Source organism: Mesoflavibacter sp. CH_XMU1422-2, assembly GCF_037029245.1.
In the GTDB taxonomy this organism is placed as follows: domain Bacteria; phylum Bacteroidota; class Bacteroidia; order Flavobacteriales; family Flavobacteriaceae; genus Mesoflavibacter; species Mesoflavibacter zeaxanthinifaciens.
Window position 1 is genome coordinate 148,651 of sequence record NZ_JAYMEE010000034.1, and the last position, 21,035, is coordinate 169,685.

A 21,035-nucleotide genomic window follows, 5' to 3' on the forward strand; every position below is an offset into this window, starting at 1 on the left:
TTTTTTATTAAATTGATTATGATAAAAAAAATATTTCTATTATCGATTATTATTCTATTTCAATCAAATATTTACGCACAGCAAGACTCTATAAATGTTTATCAAGTACAATATGATAGAACTTTAACCGTAGAGTCTACTCAAAACACTTTGCATGGCGTTTATGAGTTAACTACTTTTATTGAGTTTGAAAAATCTTTTTTTCAAAGAAAAAATGCCTATCAAAATAATAATAAACTTGTCGTGGATGATGACGATGATACTGTTTTTATAAATACACCATCAGAAAAAAATGTGAGTGTAGTATATAAAGATTATGATAAGAATTGTTTTTACAACAAGCATGAGATTGCATATAAATACTTTGTAGTCAAAGACAGTCTAAACATCTATAATTGGACTATTTTAAGCGATAGTAAAGAGATTTTAGGTTTTAAATGCCAGTTAGCTACTATGTCTTTTAGAGGAAGACAATATGAAGCGTGGTTTACAACAGAACTTCCTGTTGGTGGTCCATGGAAGTATGATGGGTTACCAGGAATGATTTTGGAAATTAAATCATTAGATAATTTTATAGCTTTCAAAGCATTTAATGTTAAAAATGCAAAAATTAAATTAGAGACTATTGAAAACCCACTTAACACAAAAAAAGTACTTACTTGGGAAGAATTTAAAGCTTTATATAAGAAAAAAGCTATAGAACTTATTAGTTATAAACCAAATGAAAATGCAGTTGGTGTAGAGTCTTCCAGAGGAGGTATTGAGAACTATATCGACGAAGATGACGAGGAATATAACAAAGCTTTAAAAAAAATACATAAATCACAACAATAACATATTGATTTTTTCAATTTTGAATAACTGCACAACTAAACTTATTTATCTCTTATTTTTTTTTCTAAATTATAGTTATGCTCAAACAATAAGTGGAACGGTATCTGACAGTAAAGGCAATCCTATTAAAGCCAATATATTAATAAAGGATCCTAATAAAAAAGAGGACGTAAGCGAATTTGTAATAGCCCAAAAAGGCATCTTTAATTATAAACTTAAAAAAAAATATAGTACTAATGGTCTTTTATTAGAAGTCACTGCTATTGGTTATAAAAAATATGAAAAGCTTATCAAAGCTATTGAATTAAAAAAAAATATAAATTTTGACATCATTCTATTAAAGGAAGAAGTAGAAAAACTTGAGGAAGTTTTTTTAGAAAGTAGAAAAAGACCGTTTTCAATAAAGAATGACACAGTAGTTTATAATGTAGAATCTTATAAAGATGGTACAGAAAGAAAAGTAGAGGACTTATTAAAAAAACTACCTGGAATTGAAATTAGCGATGATAATAACATAATTAAATATAGAGGTAAAAGTATTGAAACTGTTACTATTGAGGGAGACAACTTATTTGATTACAATTACAGTATAGGTACTAAGAATATTAATATTGATTTAGTAAAAGAGATTGAAGCTATAGAGAATTATTCAGAAAACAAGCTATTAAAGGGTATTGAAAATAGTGATAAAGTAATATTAAATTTAAAGATAAAAGAAAATAAAACTGATTTATCAGTAACTACAGATATAGGGTTTGGAGATTTTCCTGATGTAAATAAAACACCTATAAATTTATCCAGTAATCTATTAGCTATTAATAAAAAACATAAATCATTTTTAATAACCACATACAATAACGTTGGTGAAAATTCTTCTCCTTTTAACTACTCAGGCAATCAATTTAATTTAGAACAATTAAAAGAAAACCAATATTTAGCTAAGCAAATTATACCAGAATTATACCTGCCTCTGGTAACAAAAAATAATCTTTCAAATATTAATAATCAATTTTTTGGAAACTTAAATAGTATTTTTACATTTTCAGAAAAAATTAAAACAAAAATTAATCTATATTTTATTTCTGACAGAATTAGGAGTGATCAACTCTCTGAGAGTAACATTAGGATTAATAATCAAGAGTTTAACACATTTGATAATAATTTAATTGAAAAAAAACCTATTCAATATCGAGGTGATATAGAATTAAAATTTAATACTTCTGAAACTTCTTTACTCGAATATAATTTAAGTTTAAGAGATGAATCTATTGATACAAACGCTTCTATCTTATCAAATCAAGAAAATGATTTTAGATCATATTTAGAATCAACTAATACGTTTTTAAAACAGAATCTTGATTACACTAAAAAAATATCAAAAAAAGAAGCCTTACAAATTAAAATCACAAATACAACAAACATTTTAGGTCAAAACTTTAATATTCAACCATCAACTTTAAATGACTTAGATTTCGGGTATGATGTTCAAAATAATAATAACAAAAAGCAAAATACGTCTTTAAAAGCTCTTTTTCTTGGTAAAGGAATAAAGAATAATAAATATAGTATTGATTTTGGATTTAAATTAAATAACGAATCCTTCAACTCTAATTTGTTCAGTCAAAATAACACGCAAATAGTAACTATAGAAGATAGTACAAATAATTTGGATTATAAAAAGAATGTATTTTATACTAATGGTTCTTATAATTGGCGTTTAGGCAAATTTACGATAACACCAAATTATTCTTTAAAATATATAGATCAAATTTTAGAACAAGAATTCTCTTCATCAAAATCTCACAATTTAGTTTTTGAGCCTTCAATTACCATAGCATATAAAGTTGATAGAACTTCTTATTTTAATTTAACTTCAGGTTTAAACAGAAATACTTCATCTTTACAGTATTTTTTTACTAATCAAATATTAATTGATAATAGATTAGTAAAAAAAAACATACCAAATATATCGTTGCAAAAAAACAAAACTATAAATCTTTTTTTTTCAAAAAACGACCTATTTAATCAGTTAGAATTATATTTAGGAGCAAGTTACACTAAACAAAAAGGGAACATTTTTAATAACGTATCAATTACTGAAAACACAACAGAAATCGAAAATTTCTTTCTCCCAGAAAATACAGAAAATATTGCTATTAATTTAAATTTTTCAAAATTAATAACCTTTTTAAAAACCAACGTAAAACTTAGTTCTAACTATTCAATTTTTAACTCTAAAAACATAGTAAATAATTCTGGATTAAGAAACAATAAAAGTGTTTTTTCTTCTAATAGTTTTTTTCTTAAAACAGCATTTAATTTACCCATTAATTTAGAGAATAAGACTACGTATATTTTACAAGAAAATAAGAATACAAGTACATTTCTTAATAAGTCCATAGAGAATAATTTAAAATTAATTTTTAAACCTTATAAAGAAATTTCAGGTACAATTTCTTATGATTATTTCGTTCCTTCACTTAAGAATAAAATTAACAATTTCTCGTTCTTAAATTCTGAAATAATTTTTAAGCCCAAAAATAAAAATTGGATGTTAAATATATCTGGGATTAATTTGTTAAATCAAAACTATTTTATTCAAGAAAATACGACAGATATTTCGAATAATTCCTTTCGTATTAATTTATTAAAAAGATATTTTTTAGTAAATTTTACATATTCTTTCTAAGAGTTTAGAATTCTAATCTAACAAATTATGATTTTTAATACTAAAAGTAATAAAACAATTAATATTGATAATTTTAACAATAAAGAATCAAATTTTAGACTTAGACCTAGACAATTATTGTTTAGCAAGAAATTTTCGTTATAGCCTACTAACAAACTGCTTCAACTTTCCACTGTTTTGACGTTGTAATACCTCTTTTTGCTCAAAAACTAGCTTAAGATTTGGTTCTAAGTATTTATCAACCGCAAGTTGTACTGCTTGTTTTTGATCATTGGTTAATTCGTTTTCAGCAACATAACTAATTAAAAACATGTCTAATTGTGTCTGTTCTATGACAAATTCTTTAACGTTGGCTTTTGTATCCATCACGGTTTTAGTGACGTAATAAAATGTCAATCCTGCTGCCATTTTTCCGCTAGGCAATTTAATAATGTCACTAGTTCTTCCTGTTAATTGTTCTAAAATGGGTTGTTGTAAGGTGCTAGCTTTAGATAAACGTCCAATGTCACCTAGCTCGTAACGTATAAATGGATGCGCACGATTAAACAAATCTGTAATTACTACTTTTCCTGTGTTTCCGTAAGGTAAAGATTGGTTATTTTCGTCTAAAATTTCAACATATAAATGGTTGCTATTAACTAACCATTGGTTGTCTTTATTTTGGAAAGCGATTAAACCTAATTCTGCAGCGCCATATTCGTTAACAATTGGAATATTAAATTGTCTTTCAAGTAATTTTTTGTCGGCTTCAAAAAGCATTTCAGAGGTTACAATACATACGTTTAACGTTGGGCAAACCTCTTTTAAAATGATATTTTTTTGCTCTAAAAACTTCGCAAATTGTACAATACTACTGGTATAACCGTTAATGTAATCAAATTTAGTATGCTTAAACTTTTTCAATACAGTTTCTAAAGCAGCATCACTTAAATCAAACACTGAAAACCGAAAACGATTACCCAACCAATCTTTTAAACGCTCTTTGTAATAGCTTTTTTTATCTAGCGGAATGCCATAAAAACGCGCTTGTTTAGACGTGTTTAAATCAATATCATACCAAGCATAACGTTGCATAAACGTAGCCCAAGTCATCGCATGTGCAAAGTTGTCTTTGGCAAAGCTAAAAGGCGTACCCGAAGAGCCAGAAGTTTTATGTTGATGTACCGTTTTTTCGGTGTATTTGTTAGACAAACGATCTTTTAAAGGTTGCTGTAAATTAGCTTTGGTTAAGACAGGTAATTCGTTCCAATTATTAGAGTCAATACCGTTGCATAACTCTTGATAAAATGGCGTGTTTTCTAAATGAAATTGCACAATACTTCGCAATTGTCTGCTTAAAAAATTAGCATACGCTTTCTCGTCATAACTTTCAATTAAGCGCAAGGTTTTTTTAGCTTCCTTTATCGGGAAACCTTTAAGACGTAAAGACCATTCAAATCGTTTCAAAAGGTTGAATTTTATATTGTAAATATATTACACTTTATAATGAAATTCGTCAGTTTGAGTGAATTTTCACGATTAGAAAGAGTGAAAATTTGTATCGAAAACAAGAATTTTAACTAAAATAGATCTCGATACAATTTCTCATATTTCAAAATTACTCAAATAGACAATATTTGATAAATTTCAATTACAAATTGAAAGCGAATTTAAATATTAAAACTATCTGATTAAATCCTAACAGAATTCTTTTAAATAATTATTTTTGTGCCAAACAACACAACAAACAACTCATGAATATTTTAGTACTAGGCTCTGGCGGAAGAGAACATACAATAACTTGGAAATTAGCGCAAAGCGAAAAATGTGGTAATCTTTTTGTAGCACCAGGAAACTCTGGAACAGCAAAAATTGCTAAAAATGTACCAGTTTCGGTAACCGATTTTCCTGCAATAAAAGACGTAGTACTAAACAACAATATAGAAATGGTTATTGTTGGACCAGAAGATCCTTTAGTGCAAGGTGTTCATGACTACTTTTTAGCAGACGAAGAACTTAAAAACGTCGCTGTAATCGGACCTCAAAAAGCAGCAGCAACCTTAGAAGGTAGTAAAGAGTTTGCAAAAGAATTTTTATTTAGACACAATATTCCTACTGCAGCATACCAAAGTTTTAACGCGCAAAATGTAGAAGACGGTTATGCGTTTTTAGAGACTTTAAATCCGCCGTATGTATTAAAAGCAGACGGATTAGCAGCTGGTAAAGGTGTTGTGATTTTAAATGATTTAGATGAAGCTAAAGCCGAACTAAAAAGTATGCTTGTAGACGCTAAATTTGGTGATGCGAGTACCAAAGTAGTTATCGAAGAGTTTTTAGACGGAATAGAATTAAGTTGTTTTGTGTTAACCGATGGTAAAAACTATAAAATACTTCCAACAGCAAAAGATTACAAGCGTATTGGCGAAGGCGATACAGGTTTAAACACTGGCGGAATGGGAGCAGTATCTCCAGTACCTTTTGCAGATCAAGCGTTTTTAGATAAAATAGAAAACCAAATTGTAAAACCAACTATTGAAGGTTTACAAAAAGATAATTTACCATACAAAGGGTTTGTGTTTATTGGCTTAATAAAAGTTGGTGACGATCCAAAAGTAATTGAATATAACGTGCGTATGGGCGATCCAGAAACAGAAGTTGTACTACCAAGACTTAAAAACGACTTTGTTGTTTTAATGGATGCTATAGCAAATCAAACATTAGATAAAGTTACTTTAGAAGTAGATCAAAGAGCTGCAACAACAATCATGTTAGTGTCTGGCGGATATCCTGAAGCTTACGAAAAAGGAAAAGAAATTTTTGGAGTAGAAAAACCAACAGATTCTATTTTATTTCATGCTGGAGCACAAGAAAAAGATGGTAAAATAGTAACGTCTGGCGGACGTGTTATGGCGGTAACTAGTTATGGAGATACGTACCAAGAGGCCATAAAAAAATCTTACCAAACTATAGAAAATAATCTAAAGTTTGATAAGATGTATTATAGAAAAGATATTGGTTTCGACTTATAAATAAGAATGAGACGAAATACTTTTATCTTCTTCGTTGTTGTTATTAAACTTTTTTAATTGTCCCATCCAATAAACAAATGCAACAAAACCAATGATCACAAATAACCAGTTCATTATGTTTGCTGCCCACCAGTTTTCTAACTCTAATTCTCTTAAAGCGTCTAATGGAGCAAATAAAACGTTAACAAATAAATCTTGTATTGCGTAAAAAAAATCTTTCATGATTGTATATTTATACAGCAAAAATACAAAAAGAGTTAATGATTACAACAATTTTTAGTAAATCCAAACCAATTAATTTTTTAATAGTGTTTTGTGTGCTACTTGCTTCACTTTTAATATTGGAATTTAAGTATGCACACGGCCTATCGGTAAATTATGGTTTAGGTACTAAAATAAGCATGTTTTTAATAGTATTTTTTTCAGTATTAGTGCTTCACTTTATTGTTTTAAAAAATGGTCTATCACAACAAAGTAATATAGAACTTTTAGTGTTTGCTTTATTTGTTTTAGCTGTACCACAAACATTTATATCTTATGAAATTATAGTTTCTAATATGTTTATTTTGATGGCTTTACGCCGAATGATAAGCATTAGATCTAAAAAAGAAATTATTAAAAAATTATTCGATTCTGGATTTTTAATTGGACTAGCAAGTGTGTTTTATTTTTGGTCCATATTATTCTTTCCGTTAATCATAATTTCACTATTGTTTTTTTCTGAATCTAAAGCAAAATATTATTTTATTCCGGTGTTAGGTTTAGCAACTTTAGTTGTCATTTTGACTGCAGTTTCAGTAATATTTTATGGTGATATTTTTTCAATTTTTCCTCAGAAAGTAGCCTTCAGCTTTAATTATACAGCATACAATTCGTTTCAACTCATTGGTGCAATAACAATCTTATTGTCTTTTGGTTTATGGTCTTCTGTGTTTTATTTAGCAGATATAAAAAAGAAAATGAGAAGTTACAGACCATCATATAAAATTATGTTTGTTGCTTGTATGTTAGCGACTGCAATTGCTATAATTACACCAAATAAAAACGGTAGTGAGATGTTGTTTTTATTCGCGCCTTTATCTGTAATTATTATGAATTACATTGAAACGATTACAGACAATTGGTTTAAAAACTCATTTTTAGCACTACTAATCATAGCGCCAATTGTGCTGTTAGTTTTGTAGTTTTTCTCCAAAAGCTAAGTCGCCAGCATCTCCTAAACCTGGTACAATATAGCCTTTATCATTTAGTTTATCATCTACAGTAGCAATCCATAAATGGGCATCTTTAGGTAGATGTTTTTCTAAATACTCAACGCCTTCTTTAGCTCCAATAACGGCAAAAATGTGTAAGTTTTTTGGTGTTCCAAAAGGTTGTAAAGCTTTATAAGTTGCAACTAGAGATTGTCCAGTTGCTAGCATTGGATCTGCCAGGATTAATGTTTTGTTATTTAAATCAGGACAGGCTAAATATTCAACAACAATTTCAAAAGATTCTGGGTTATCTAAATGATGTCTGTATGCAGAAATAAAAGCATTTTCAGAAGCATCAAAATAATTAAGTAATCCGTTATGTAAAGGTACGCCAGCACGTAAAACAGAGCATAAAACAATATTGTTGTCATGAGTTTTAACTTCCATTTCGGCTAAAGGTGTTGTTATTTTTTTAGAAGAAAACTCTAAGGTTTTGCTCATTTCATAACTTAAAATTTCACCTATACGTTCAATATTTCGTCTAAAACGCATACTGTCTTTTTGAACAGAAACGTCTCTAAGTTCGGCTATAAATTGATTTAGGATAGAGTTTTCTTCAGATAAATTATGAACAATCATGACTTAATTATTAATGTGAATTACAAATTTATTATTATTTGTAAAGCCTTTTAAGGTATGACTCATTTTTATTTTTAAAATGCGTAATTTTACAGTCTTAAATTACAAAATATGTTTACAGACAAAGCCAATAAAATTTTTCAAGACGTTATAGAAAAATACCACGTTATCAATACCGTAGATCAACCGTTTACAAACCCTTATGACAAAAAATCTAACCTTTTAGAACACTTATTATACCGTAAATGTTGGATTGATACCGTACAATGGCATTATGAAGATATAATTAGAGATCCACAAATAGATCCTGTCGCAGCTTTAAAATTAAAAAGACAAATCGATGCCTCTAACCAAGATAGAACGGATATGGTAGAGTATATTGATAGTTATTTTTTAGAAAAATATAAAGACGTTACACCTAAAGCAGATGCAACTATTAATACAGAAAGTCCAGCTTGGGGAATAGATAGATTATCAATCTTAGCATTAAAAATCTATCACATGCACGAAGAAGCAACTCGTGAAGATGCTACGGATGCACACAAAGAAGCTTGCCAGAAAAAACTAGACGTATTATTAGAGCAACGTGTAGATTTAAGTACTGCAATAGATACACTTTTAGACGATATTTCTAAAGGTGATAAATACATGAAAGTGTATAAGCAGATGAAAATGTATAACGATGATGAGCTTAATCCTGTATTAAGAAATCAGAAATAATTTCAATTTAATTATAAGTTGAAATGCAAACAACACAACACATTTTAGTTATACGTCTATCTGCAATGGGTGACGTTGCTATGACAGTTCCTGTGTTGAGAGCATTTACACAACAACATCCAAAGGTCAAGTTAACGGTGTTAACTAGACCTTTTTTTGCGCCTTTTTTTAAAAATCTACCAAATACTTCGGTTTTTATTTTTGACGAAAAGCAAAAGCATAAAGGTGTTTTTGGGTTGTATAAATTATACAAAGAACTAAAAGCGCTAAATATTGATAAAGTTGCCGATTTACACAACGTTTTACGTACCAAAATTTTAAAGTTATTTTTTTTCGGAAAGACGTTTGTACAAATCGATAAAGGTAGAGCAGAGAAGAAGGCATTGATAAATGGTGACAGTTTTAAACCCTTAAAAACAACCCATGAAAGATACGCCGACGTGTTTAAAAAATTAGGCTATTCTTTAGATTTATCAAACCCAAGGTTTCCTGAAAGAAAAACGCTTCCTAAGTTAATTATAGAGCAAGTACAACCATCAAAAAAACAATGGATAGGTATTGCACCATTTGCTCAATATCCTTCAAAAATATACCCTTTGTCACAAATGAAAAACGTTGTAAATGCTTTAGAAGAGCAATACAATATATTTTTATTTGGAGCTAAAGCAGAACAGCAACAATTAAGTGAATTGTCAAGTTCAAAAAATGTTGTAAATGTTGCAGGATTACTAAATTTTGAAGACGAATTAGATTTAATTTCAAATTTAGATTTAATGGTTGCTATGGATTCTGGTAATGCTCATTTAGCAGCTATGTTTGGAGTAAAAGTATTGACAATTTGGGGCGTAACTCATCCTTATGCTGGTTTTTCAGCGTTTAATCAACCATCAGATTATCATTTATTACCAGATAGAAATACATTTACTAAAATTCCTACCTCAATTTATGGTAATAAATACCCAGAAGACTATAAGGATGTTGCAGGAAGTATTGCTTCAGAAGAAGTTATAGAAAAAATTCAATCTATTTTAAAAGCATAAAAAAAAGCCTCAATTTCTTGAGGCTTTTTAGATTTTACTACTAATTCATATTAATATTATCCCTTAAACTAACACATTTGTAGCATTCTAATCTTTAGCTAATTTATAGTGATTTGTTTAAGAACTTTAAAATGATATCCAACGATTTGAATTGTTCGATAAAACACAATAAAAACCGACAAAGCGCTTAAATATCATCATAATCAACAATAATTTTTGAAGATACAGGATGTGCTTGGCATGTTAAGACTAATCCTTCGGCAACTTCATTATCGGTTAAAATATTGTTTTGTCTCATTGTAGCTTTACCTTCTTTGACTCTTGCTAAACAACTGCTACAAATACCACCTTGGCAAGAATAAGGAGCATCCAAATCCTGCTCTAAAGCAGCTTCTAAAACAGATTGTTGTTGTGACATTGTAAATGTTTTTTCTTCGTCATCAACAATTACGGTTATAGATGTTGTGCCGTCAGTGACTTCTTCTAAATCTTCTACAGAGACTGAAGAAGTTGTTGTAAATAATTCAAAAAAGACTTTACTATCTTCTATGTTATTTTCTGCTAACACATCTTTTACGGTATTAATCATACCTTCTGGTCCGCAAAGGTAAAATGCGTCAATATTTACATCTTTGTATTTATTCTTAACAATAAAGTTGACTGTGCTTTTTTCAATACGACCAAATAGCGCATCTTTTTCTTGAGATTGACTGTATAAAAACTGGATAGTTAATCGGTCGCTATATTTATTTTGAATATCTAAAAGGTCGTTTAAAAAGATAGTGTCTTTTAATGTCTTGTTACCATAAACTAAGACAAATTTACTGTTTGGTTCTTCTTCTAAAACTGTTTTTAAAATACTTAAAACCGGTGTAATACCGCTACCTGCAGCAAATGCAGCTATGGTTCTAGTTTTTGAAGTGTCAGGTGTAAAGGTAAAACGACCTTGTGGTTGCGCAACGTCTAAAGTGTCACCAACTTTTAAAACTTGATTAGCATATTTAGAAAATGTTCCATTTTCTACTTCTTTAACCGCAACGGTTAGATTTCCGCTTGACGGAGAAGTACACAAAGAGTAATCGCGTCTTACTTCTTTACCATCTATATCTGTTTTTAAAGTAATGTATTGTCCTGCTTTAAATTTGTAATCTTCTTTTAAATGGTCTGGTACATCAAAAGTTATAGATACACATTGATCTGTTTGACGTGTAATATCTTTAATATTTAGTGTATGAAATTGAGACATAGTTTTAAATTTTAATGCAAAAATAATGAAGCCTAAACGGAAAGTGGTCTGTTTTATAAAAAATTAATACCTAAGTTTATTATGCATAAGAAAATTATGTATATTTGAATCATGGCAAATTCTAAATTATATAAAGGTAGTTTAACTACAATTATTTTAAAGCTTTTAAATGAAAGTGATAAAATGTATGGATATGAAATTACCCAAAAAGTAAAAGAAATTACAAAAGGAGAGCTTAAAATTACAGAAGGCGCATTATACCCTGCGCTTCATAAATTAGAAGCAGATGGTTTGTTGGAAGTTGAGATAAAAAAAGTTGATAATCGTTTGCGTAAATACTATAAACTTACAGAAAAAGGAAACAAAGAAACGGTTAATAAACTAAATGAATTACAAGAGTATATAAAAACCATGCAGATTTTAGTTAATCCAAAATTTGGTTTAGAGTAATGAAGAAGTTAACTAAAGAAGACATACAGTTTATAGACACTTATTTAGATAACTCAGATGTGGTTTATGCAGATGTTAGGTTAGAAATGGTAGACCATATAGCCTCAGATATAGAAAACTCTATGAAAAATGGAGATGAAAGAGATTTTTATTACATATTTAAAGATTACATGGTTAATAATAAGGCCTCATTATTAAACAATTATAAATCATTTAAAAGTAAAACGCTTAACAAATTAACATTAAAGCTTTTGAGATCATTTTTAACTTTAAAATCTATTTTTTTAACCTGTGTTTTATTGGGCTTAGGTTTATTCTTTAAAGAACACATTGTTACATATTTAAATGAAGATGTTTTTATTATGCTTTGGTTTTTCACAACGCTTTTAGTTTTTGTTTTATGGTTATATAGTAATACAAAAACTAAAACAAGATTTATAGCAATAGAGCAGTTATTTCTTGCAATGTTACTTTTAACTTACTTCGCAAAAAGTGCTTTTATTGATATTTGTATGAGTTTTGTAACAAATGATAATAAAGATTACCTGTATTTAGGATTATTAGTGTTCTTTATTGTAACGTGGTTTAATTTTATTAGTATAACTATTAAAAACTTTCAATATTACAGTAATAGACTAAATCTTATTTAATAAATGAAGCTTACAAAAGAAGAAATACAATATATAGACAATTACTTAATCAAATCTAAGGTTAAGTATTGGGATGTACGTGTAGAACTATTAGATCATATTGCATCTGCAGTAGAAGAAAAAATAGAAGAAGAAGGAATTTCATTTAACGAAGCTTTATTAGAAGTGCATCAAAGTTTTGGAAATAGTACAGAGGTTTACGGGATTTATCATGGTAAACTTTTAAAAGAAGGATTGTATGCAGATAATAATGGCTTTAAAAAATTTGAAAGACAAAAACAGAAAAGTATAGGCCGAAAACTAAGAAAAGCACATTGGCAAGAATTGAAAAATTTAATGTTTACGCCTAAGTTTTTATTAGAGTTTACAGCTTTTGGCATTATTAGTTACTATGGTTTTAATTTTTATCCTAAAGTGTCAAGTACATTGGTTTTAGGACTACTAATGTTACCATTATTTTTTAGCGCTTTACACTCAATAAAGGATAAGGTTTCAAAACGGTCTTTAAATATTACAATGTCTTCTGGTATTATAATGTTGGCATGGAGTTTATATAATATGGTTTTTCAGTTGTTTGTAATGCTTAATAAAGACCAAGATAATAAACCATATTATATACTATTTATAACAGCAATATTACTTTACCCTATCATGAGGTCTAGTACAAACACTTACTTTAAATATTATAATAAATACAAAAATATTTTTTCTAAATTAACAAATTAGATTTTGAAAGTTACACCATCACAATTACAAGATTTATACGCCTTTACAAGAAATCATTATGTATATCATTACGATTTACAAACCGAGCTTGTAGACCATTTAGCTAATGATATAGAATCTATTTGGCAAGAAAACCCTAAGCTGTCTTTTGAAGAAGCAAGAGACCAATCTTTTAAAAAGTTTGGTGTTTTTGGTTTTATGGATGTGGTAGAGCAACGCCAAAAAGCAATGAATAAACGTTATTACAAATATTTATTATCAGAACTTAAACAATGGTTTTCTATCCCAAAAATAATAATAACCGCAACTTTATTTGTTACCTTTTTTACACTACTTCAAACAAGTTATGCTAAATATTTTTTCTTTATAATATTTGGTGTATTAGCAATTTGGACATTATTTAGAAGTATACAGCTTAATAGAGAGTTTAGAAAAAGAAAAGAGATATCTAGTAAAAAATGGTTGTTAGAAGAGCTTATTTTTAAACAAGCAGGAAGTATTGGTATAATTTTTTTATCTCAATTTTATAATGTCTCAACGTGGAGTGATGTTTTTATATCTAATACCAAATTAGTTTTATTAACTGCAGCAATTTTTACACTCTTATATTTAGTTAATTATATAAGCTTTAGAGTTATACCAGATAAAGCAGAAGAGTTGTTAAAAACAACCTATCCTGAATTTAGTTTGTAACAAATCTATAAACTTAGCTACCAATACATAAACCAAACCAAAATATTAATCTATGATAAGCAAGTTTATAAGTTTAGAGTGGAAACAATTTTTTCGTTCTGCTAGTTTCGGAAAAAGCTTAGCCCTAAAAATTTTAATGGGCTTTTTTGCGCTTTATTTTATTGTTACATTTTTAGCGTTAGGTGTTGGACTATATCCTGGTTTAAAAAAAGCATTTCCAGATCAAGATCCTTTTATTATTGTAAATCAAGTTATTTTTTACTGGGTTTTAATGGAGCTTCTTATTCGTTTTTTCTTTCAGAAATTACCAGTAATGAGTGTAAAACCTTTGCTAACGCTTCCTGTTAAAAGAAACACAGTGGTTAACTATGTTTTGGGTAAATCAACTTTAGCGTTTATTAACTTTTTACCGCTTTTTGCAACAATACCTTTTAGCATAGTCTTAATGTCAAAAGGATATTCAAAATCTATGGTGTTAACATGGTTAGTAGCAATGGTTTTGATATCGTTAATCAGTAATTTTTTAAATTTTATTATTGAAAGTATCTCGTCAGAAACCGAATTATCTTACCTACCAATTATTGTAGTTGCTGGAGGATTATTTGCTTTAAACTATTTTGAGATCTTAGATATTTCAGGATTACTATCTGCATCCATTTTAGCTATAGCTAATAACCCAATATATCTATTAATATTAGTCGCTATCTTAGGTGTTTGTTATTGGTTTAATTTTAAGATTTTAAGACAAAAACTGTATTTAGACCATTCTTTAAAAACTAAAATAAAAGAAGTTAATGCTTCTAACCTTGGCTGGACAAAAAACTTTGGGGACATTGCACCTTTTATGCAATTAGACTTACGTTTAATATGGCGTAATAAAAGACCAAAATCTTCGGTATTTATTTTAGTTATTGGCTTACTATATGGATTATTCTTTTACCCTAATCCTCAATTTCAAGATTCGCCAATGATATTTGGTTTTGTAGGTATTTTTGTAACAGGTATTTTTTTAATCAATTTTGGGCAGTTTATTCCTGCTTGGGATAGCGGTTACTACAAAATGTTAATGAGCCAAAACATTAAATACGAGCAATACCTAAAATCTAAATACACGCTAATGATTTTAAGCGTAATTATCATGTTTGTACTTAGTATTCCGTATGTGTATTTTGGTTGGAAAATTTTAGCAGCACATTTTGCAGCAGCCATTTATAACATTGGTGTTAATAGTTATGTAATTATGCTTGGCGGAAGCTTTAATCGCAAAAAAATAGACTTAAACCAACGTGCAGCATTTAACTATCAAGGTACTGGTGCAGTACAATGGATTATTGGTATTCCTTTAATGATTTTACCTGCAGCAATATTTGGCTTGACTTCATTTTTTATCAATTTTCAAGTCGGTCTATTTGCACTAGCCTTTTTAGGTTTATTAGGTATTGTGTTTCATCAAAAATTAATGAAACTAATTACACAAAAATACCTAGACTCTAAATATAAAATGATAGACGCATTTAGTCAAGACAGCTAACCTTAATTCACTTTTAATCATGATAAAGACAACAAACCTTTCAAAAAAATATAATAGTAAAGAAGTTTTAAATATTTCAACTTTAGAAATCCCAAAAGGACAAAGTTTTGGATTAGTAGGAAACAACGGAGCAGGTAAAACAACTTATTTTAGTTTACTTCTTGATTTAATAAAACCAACAACAGGACAGATAGAAAATAATGGCGTTATTGTTAGCGAAAGTGAAGATTGGAAACCATTTACCTCTGCATTTATAGACGAAAGCTTCTTAATTGGTTACTTGACACCAGAAGAATATTTTTATTTTATTGGTGATTTACGTGGGCAAAACAAACAAGACGTAGACAACTTATTGGCACAGTTTGAAGATTTTTTTCATGGTGAAATCTTAAACCAGAAAAAATATTTACGCGATTTAAGTAAAGGAAACCAGAAAAAAGCCGGAATTGTTGCTGCATTAATAGGTAATCCAGAAGTCATTATTCTTGATGAACCTTTTGCAAACTTAGACCCAACAACACAAATTAGATTAAAACAAATCATTAAAGATTTAGCCGAAAAACAAGGTGTTACTGTTTTAGTGTCAAGTCACGATTTATTACACGTTACTGATGTTTGCGAGCGTATTGTGGTTTTAGATAAAGGTCAAGTTGTAAAAGATATTAAAACTAGCGAGGCGACTTTAAAAGAATTAGAAGCGCATTTTTCGGGCATATCAGAAGTGTAATATTTTATAGTTTTTTCTCTGTAAATTGATATGCGTTAAGTTATTTAAAAAAAGATGCTTATTTTTACGCTCTTACATGCAAAAAATATAATAAAATTGCATGTAAACAGTTATGTATTACACAAAATACAACCGCATTGAAATTAGCATTTAAAATAAGTTTAGCCTTTACGGTTATAGTACTAACAATTACCAGCTGCTCTCGTAAAAAAGACAGTTTTATAAGTCGTAATTTTCACGCAGTAACCGCAGAATATAATACGTTATTTAACGGTTACAACGCGTTAGAGCAAGGACGTAATAGTCTTAATGCCACTTATTTTGATAATTATTGGGAAATACTTCCTGTAGAGCGTATGCAAGTTACAGATGAAGTTGTTTTACCAGGTCAATCCAAAAATTCTGATTTTACAAAAGCTGAAGAAAAAGCAGTAAAAGCCGTTCAAAAACACGGTATGAATATTCAAGGTAAAGAGCACAATCCACAAATAGATGAAGCTTATTTGCTATTGGGTCAAGCCCGTTATTTTGACCAACGTTTTGTACCAGCCTTAAACGCTTTTAATAAAATTTTATCAAGTTATGGCGATTCTGATAAAATCAACACAGCAAAAGTATGGCGAGAAAAAACCAATATGCGATTAGAAAATAACGAAATTGCTATTGAAAACCTTAAACGCCTATTAGAACAAGAAGATCTAGAAGACCAACAACTTGCAGATGCCACATCTACTTTGGCACAAGCTTATATTAATTTAGAGCAGTTAGATAGTGCAATTGTGCATATAAAAACAGCGTCTAAAGCTACAAAAAAGAATGAAGAAAAAGGTCGTTTCAACTTTATAAAAGGTCAGCTTTACAATGCTTTAGAAGATAAAGATAGCGCAAACATAGCTTTTGATGAGGTTATTGATTTAAACAGAAAAATACCACGTCAATATCTTATTGCTGCTGAAGTGGAAAAAGCTAAAAATTTCGATTATGAAAACGGTAATAAAATTGAATTTTTAGAACATCTAACTAAGCTTGAAGAAAATCGTGAAAACCGTCCGTTTTTAGATAAAATTTATTATCAAATTGCCGAGTTTCATTTAGAAAATAAATTCGATTCTTTAGCAATAGCATATTACAATAAATCACTTCGCACCAACTCTAAAGACAAAATTTTAGTAGCCAAAAACTACGAAACTTTAGGTAATTACTATTTTGACAATACAGAGTATAAACTAGCTGGTGCCTATTACGACAGTACTTTAATCAATATGGTAGAAAACAGTAAACCATACCGTGTAATTAAAAAGAAAAACGAAAATTTAGAAGATGTTATCTTTTACGAAGGTATTGCAGAAACTAACGATAGTATTTTAAAGTTAGTTGCTATGCCAATAGCAGAAAGAGAACAGTTTTTTGTAGAATATACAGATAAATTAAAAGCTAAAGCCGAAGAAGAGCAAGAGCGTTTAGAAACCGAAAAGCGCATAAAAGATTTTCAACAAAATACTCCAGATACTAAAAGCGGTTTTGGTCCACCACGTGGTGCTTCGCCAGCAGGTAACGCAGCAAGTTTCTATTTTTATAATCAAGAAACTGTAGCTTACGGTAAAAACCAATTTGATCAACTTTGGGGAGAAAGAAGTAATGAAGATAATTGGCGTTGGTCAACAAACGGTAGAAGTGGATTTGCTAATCAAGACGCAATTGCTTCTGCAGGAGAAAATAGTTCTGAAAACGAAAAATTCTCTCCAGATTATTATTTAAAACAATTACCAAGCACAGATAAAGAAATTGATAGTATAATGAAAGATAGAAACTATGCTTACTATCAATTAGGTTTAATTTATAAAGAGAAATTTAAAGAATACGAGCTTTCAAAAACTAAATTTAAAACGCTTTTAAAAAGTGCTCCAGAAGAACGTTTAATATTACCTTCAAAATATAATCTGTATAAAATCTATGAAATTTTAGGACAAACAAATGAAGCTGAAATTACTAAGCAAGATATAATAAGTAATTATCCAGATTCTAGATATGCCTTTATTTTACAGAATCCAAATCAAGCAGTTGCAGACAATGAAAGAAGCCCAGAAAATCTTTACGAGCAAACCTATAAAAAACTTGAAGAGCAACAATATCAATCTGTTATAGAAGATAGTGACCAATATATAAACTACTTTGACGGCGATCCAATTGTGCCAAAATTTGAATTACTAAAAGCAACAGCAAACGGTAGATTAAATGGTTACACAGCTTACATGGATGCCTTAAACCAAATAGCATTAGATTATGCTAACACAGAAGAAGGTATAAAAGCACAAAATCTAATTAATAGCTTACAGTCTTTAAGTAAACAAATATTTGTGCCAAATGATGTATCTAAAAACTTTAAAGTAGTATACCAGTTTGAAAGTAGTCAATCTGAAGAAATGAAAGAATTTAAAGAAACACTAGATAAAGTGATAGAAAAAATATCTTACTACGATTTATCAACCTCTGTAGATGTTTATAATAAAGACAAAACATTTCTAGTAGTACATGGTATAAAAAGTATAGATGGTGCAAAAGGGTTTGCTAATATTGTAGAAGAAGAGGATAAAAAGAAAATAGATAGACCATTTTTTGGGATTTCGCAAGAAAATTACCAGATTATCCAAATACATAAAAACTTAGATACATATATAGCAAATCAATAATCTCCCCTAAATTATGAAGAAGAGCAAAAATCAAGAACATATTTCTATCCAAAATATAATAGCAAAAAGAACAAAAATTGTAGGCGATTTTTTTAGTGAAGGCGACTTACGTGTAGATGGAATTATTGAAGGAAACATACAAACACCAGGAAAAGTTGTAGTAGGAAAAGACGGCGAAATCTCTGGAAAACTATCATGTAGTAATGCTTATTTTGAAGGAAAACTTACTGGAACTTTAGAGCTTAGCGGCACATTAACATTAAAGTCTACAGCGCATATTGAAGGCGACGTTATTACCGAAAAATTAGCTGTAGAACCAGGAGCTACATTTAACGTAACTTGTGAGATGAAATCTTCTGTAAAAGATATAAATGGAACCTCAAAAACCCAAAAAACAGCTTAAGCAACTTGCTGCATTAACGGGTATTGCAATACAAATGGGTGTGACTATTTATTTGTTTGTTTTACTTGGTAAGTGGTTAGACTCTAAATATACAGAATCAGGTAAAACCTTTTTAATAATATGTACTTTAGCAGGAGTAGCTATTTCTCTTTATGCAACTTTAAGGCAAATCAAAAAACTTAATCCTTGACACTTAAATGGATAATAAATAATTGTCTAAAGCTAAGTCTCGTTGCTTTGGTATTTTTTGTAATACATGTTTATATCAACAAAAATATTGATACCGAAATTACAAGTAGACAAATTATTTATTCATACATCATAAATTATTTATTAGCCTGTGGCGTAATTGTGCTTTTATTTCTTTTAAAAAAGAAACTAAAAGACCAATTAGGTTTTATATTTATGGCAGCTAGTTTATTAAAGTTTGTATTCTTTTTTCTTCTTTTTTATCCATCATATAAAATGGATGGTGATATGACTAAGCCTGAGTTTTTTACCTTCTTTATTCCGTATGCAATTTGCCTAACGATAGAGTGTATAATTTTAGCCAAATTTTTAAATAATTTAGATAAATATTAAAGCCTAATTATAAGCCTATTAAATAATATTAAATTTTGTTTTTTGATTTTGATATAAAAGCATACCTTTGCACCGATTTTTAAGCCACTATTTATAATAAGTGATATGCAAAATATTATTTCTATAAAAACAATTAGTTTACTATTACTTTTTGTATCATCTTTTTCTTTTGCTCAAGAATATACTGAAGAGCACGTAGATAAAAGTATAAAAACTGAAATTAAAGAATACATTAATCATCACTTACTTGACTCTCATGATTTTAGCTTGACGTCATATACAACAGATAGTGGAGAGCATAAATATATTGGATTTCCGTTACCTGTAATTCTTTGGGATAATGGTTTACAGGTGTTTTCTTCATCAAAATTACATCATGGAGAAGCTGTAGCAGAAGTTAATGGTAACTACTACAAATCTTTTCACGGTAAAATTTACAAAACCGATGCAGAAGGAACAATTAACTTAGACGATCACGATCATCCAACAAATACTAAGCCTTTAGATTTTTCGATCACTAAAAACGTATTTACAATTTTTATTGTAGGCTTATTAATGTTTTTTATGTTTAGTCGTATGGCTAAAAAATATAAAACGGGAAGCATGCCAAAAGGTATGGGTAGATTTTTAGAGCCAATTATACTTTACATTAGAGATGATATAGCACTTCCAAATATTGGAAAAAAGAAATACAAAAGGTATATGCCATATCTATTAACTGTATTTTTCTTTGTTTGGATTATAAATTTATTAGGATTAACGCCTTTAGGAGTAAACGTTACAAATAACATAGCAGTAACTTTAGCGTTAGCTTTAATTACTTATCTTTTAACAACATTTACAGCTAATAAAAATTATTGGGGACATATTTTCTGGATGCCTGGTGTGCCAGTTCCAATGAAAATTATTTTAGCACCAATAGAATTATTAGGAACAATTATTAAACCTTTTTCATTAATGATTCGTCTTTATGCAAATATTACCGCAGGACACATCGTATTAATGAGTATCATAGGTTTAATGTTTATATTTAAAAACTGGTTAGGTAGTTCATTATCATTTGGTTTAGCATTTGCTTTATCATTATTAGAATTATTAGTTGCAGCATTACAAGCGTATATTTTTACAATGTTATCTGCACTATACTTTGGTTCTGCGGTAGAAGAACACCACGACCACTAAAATAAGAATGTTTAATTTTTAATATATATATT

General features: G+C 29.0%; 21 protein-coding genes. 17 read left to right on the forward strand and 4 right to left on the reverse strand.

What is annotated here, in order from left to right; translation table 11 throughout:
* Positions 1-18 precede the first annotated feature (18 nt).
* Both WA340_RS04760 and WA340_RS04765 read left to right on the forward strand, forming a co-directional pair.
* Entirely contained in the window at positions 19-834 is an 816-nt protein-coding gene (locus WA340_RS04760) for a GLPGLI family protein (RefSeq protein ID WP_336127586.1), read from the forward strand.
* A 19-nt stretch (positions 835-853) separates the two neighbouring features.
* Entirely contained in the window at positions 854-3,523 is a 2,670-nt protein-coding gene (locus WA340_RS04765; protein ID WP_336127588.1) for a hypothetical protein, read from the forward strand.
* A gap of 138 nt (positions 3,524-3,661) precedes the next feature.
* Here WA340_RS04765 and WA340_RS04770 read toward each other — a convergent pair whose 3' ends face one another.
* A complete protein-coding gene (locus tag WA340_RS04770; RefSeq protein WP_336127589.1) occupies positions 3,662-4,969 on the reverse strand; it encodes a phenylacetate--CoA ligase family protein in 1,308 nt (435 codons plus the stop codon).
* Between the two features lie 287 nt (positions 4,970-5,256).
* Here WA340_RS04770 and purD point away from each other — a divergent pair, with 287 nt between their 5' ends.
* Entirely contained in the window at positions 5,257-6,531 is a 1,275-nt protein-coding gene (gene purD, locus WA340_RS04775) for a phosphoribosylamine--glycine ligase (RefSeq protein ID WP_336127590.1), read from the forward strand.
* Here purD and WA340_RS04780 read toward each other — a convergent pair.
* A complete protein-coding gene (locus tag WA340_RS04780; protein WP_336127591.1) occupies positions 6,526-6,753 on the reverse strand; it encodes a DUF6341 family protein in 228 nt (75 codons plus the stop codon). The two genes, purD and WA340_RS04780, sit on opposite strands and share 6 nt — an antisense overlap.
* A 38-nt stretch (positions 6,754-6,791) precedes the next feature.
* On the opposite strand from WA340_RS04780, the gene WA340_RS04785 reads away from it, so the two are divergent.
* Entirely contained in the window at positions 6,792-7,715 is a 924-nt protein-coding gene (locus tag WA340_RS04785; RefSeq protein WP_336127593.1) for a DUF6427 family protein, read from the forward strand.
* Here WA340_RS04785 and upp read toward each other — a convergent pair.
* Positions 7,704-8,363, reverse strand: coding sequence for a uracil phosphoribosyltransferase (gene upp / locus WA340_RS04790; protein ID WP_336127595.1), 660 nt, complete (start codon positions 8,361-8,363; stop codon positions 7,704-7,706). The genes WA340_RS04785 and upp overlap by 12 nt on opposite strands.
* Before the next feature lie 111 nt (positions 8,364-8,474).
* Here upp and WA340_RS04795 point away from each other — a divergent pair, with 111 nt between their 5' ends.
* Both WA340_RS04795 and WA340_RS04800 read left to right on the forward strand, forming a co-directional pair.
* Positions 8,475-9,083, forward strand: coding sequence for a DUF4254 domain-containing protein (locus WA340_RS04795; protein ID WP_027879290.1), 609 nt, complete (start codon positions 8,475-8,477; stop codon positions 9,081-9,083).
* 23 nt (positions 9,084-9,106) lie between these two features.
* Positions 9,107-10,123: a glycosyltransferase family 9 protein gene (locus WA340_RS04800; protein WP_336127597.1), complete on the forward strand. Its 1,017-nt coding sequence runs from the start codon at positions 9,107-9,109 to the stop codon at positions 10,121-10,123.
* Between the two features lie 187 nt (positions 10,124-10,310).
* On the opposite strand, the gene WA340_RS04805 is transcribed toward WA340_RS04800, so the two are convergent.
* The gene (locus WA340_RS04805) at positions 10,311-11,369 is read right to left on the reverse strand and encodes a ferredoxin--NADP reductase (RefSeq protein WP_336127598.1); all 1,059 of its coding nucleotides are present in this window, start codon (positions 11,367-11,369) and stop codon (positions 10,311-10,313) included.
* A 111-nt stretch (positions 11,370-11,480) separates the two neighbouring features.
* Between WA340_RS04805 and WA340_RS04810 the strand changes: the two genes are divergently transcribed.
* From WA340_RS04810 to atpB, 11 genes are all read left to right on the forward strand, one after another.
* The gene (locus tag WA340_RS04810) at positions 11,481-11,819 is read left to right on the forward strand and encodes a PadR family transcriptional regulator (RefSeq protein ID WP_336127599.1); all 339 of its coding nucleotides are present in this window, start codon (positions 11,481-11,483) and stop codon (positions 11,817-11,819) included.
* The gene (locus tag WA340_RS04815; RefSeq protein ID WP_336127600.1) at positions 11,819-12,469 is read left to right on the forward strand and encodes a hypothetical protein; all 651 of its coding nucleotides are present in this window, start codon (positions 11,819-11,821) and stop codon (positions 12,467-12,469) included. Before WA340_RS04810 ends, WA340_RS04815 begins: the two co-directional genes overlap by 1 nt.
* Positions 12,470-12,472: 3 nt before the next feature.
* Positions 12,473-13,195, forward strand: coding sequence for a hypothetical protein (locus WA340_RS04820; protein WP_336127602.1), 723 nt, complete (start codon positions 12,473-12,475; stop codon positions 13,193-13,195).
* Between the two features lie 3 nt (positions 13,196-13,198).
* A complete protein-coding gene (locus tag WA340_RS04825) occupies positions 13,199-13,888 on the forward strand; it encodes a hypothetical protein (RefSeq protein ID WP_336127604.1) in 690 nt (229 codons plus the stop codon).
* Positions 13,889-13,940: 52 nt separating this feature from the next.
* Entirely contained in the window at positions 13,941-15,419 is a 1,479-nt protein-coding gene (locus tag WA340_RS04830; protein WP_336127606.1) for a DUF5687 family protein, read from the forward strand.
* 19 nt (positions 15,420-15,438) lie between these two features.
* Positions 15,439-16,146 (forward strand): ABC transporter ATP-binding protein, encoded by a 708-nt coding sequence (locus tag WA340_RS04835; RefSeq protein WP_336127608.1) that lies wholly within the window; start codon positions 15,439-15,441, stop codon positions 16,144-16,146.
* A 137-nt stretch (positions 16,147-16,283) separates the two neighbouring features.
* Positions 16,284-18,836, forward strand: coding sequence for a type IX secretion system periplasmic lipoprotein PorW/SprE (gene porW, locus WA340_RS04840; protein ID WP_336127610.1), 2,553 nt, complete (start codon positions 16,284-16,286; stop codon positions 18,834-18,836).
* A gap of 13 nt (positions 18,837-18,849) precedes the next feature.
* Positions 18,850-19,239 carry a bactofilin family protein gene (locus WA340_RS04845; protein ID WP_336127611.1) on the forward strand — a complete coding sequence of 130 codons (390 nt, stop codon included), beginning with the start codon at positions 18,850-18,852 and terminating at the stop codon, positions 19,237-19,239.
* The gene (locus tag WA340_RS04850; RefSeq protein WP_336066683.1) at positions 19,208-19,429 is read left to right on the forward strand and encodes an AtpZ/AtpI family protein; all 222 of its coding nucleotides are present in this window, start codon (positions 19,208-19,210) and stop codon (positions 19,427-19,429) included. Before WA340_RS04845 ends, WA340_RS04850 begins: the two co-directional genes overlap by 32 nt.
* Positions 19,426-19,821 carry a DUF6168 family protein gene (locus WA340_RS04855; RefSeq protein WP_336066681.1) on the forward strand — a complete coding sequence of 132 codons (396 nt, stop codon included), beginning with the start codon at positions 19,426-19,428 and terminating at the stop codon, positions 19,819-19,821. The genes WA340_RS04850 and WA340_RS04855 overlap by 4 nt, the downstream gene beginning before the upstream one ends.
* A 105-nt stretch (positions 19,822-19,926) precedes the next feature.
* Positions 19,927-21,003 carry a F0F1 ATP synthase subunit A gene (gene atpB / locus WA340_RS04860; protein WP_336066680.1) on the forward strand — a complete coding sequence of 359 codons (1,077 nt, stop codon included), beginning with the start codon at positions 19,927-19,929 and terminating at the stop codon, positions 21,001-21,003.
* The last annotated feature ends 32 nt before the right edge of the window (positions 21,004-21,035 follow it).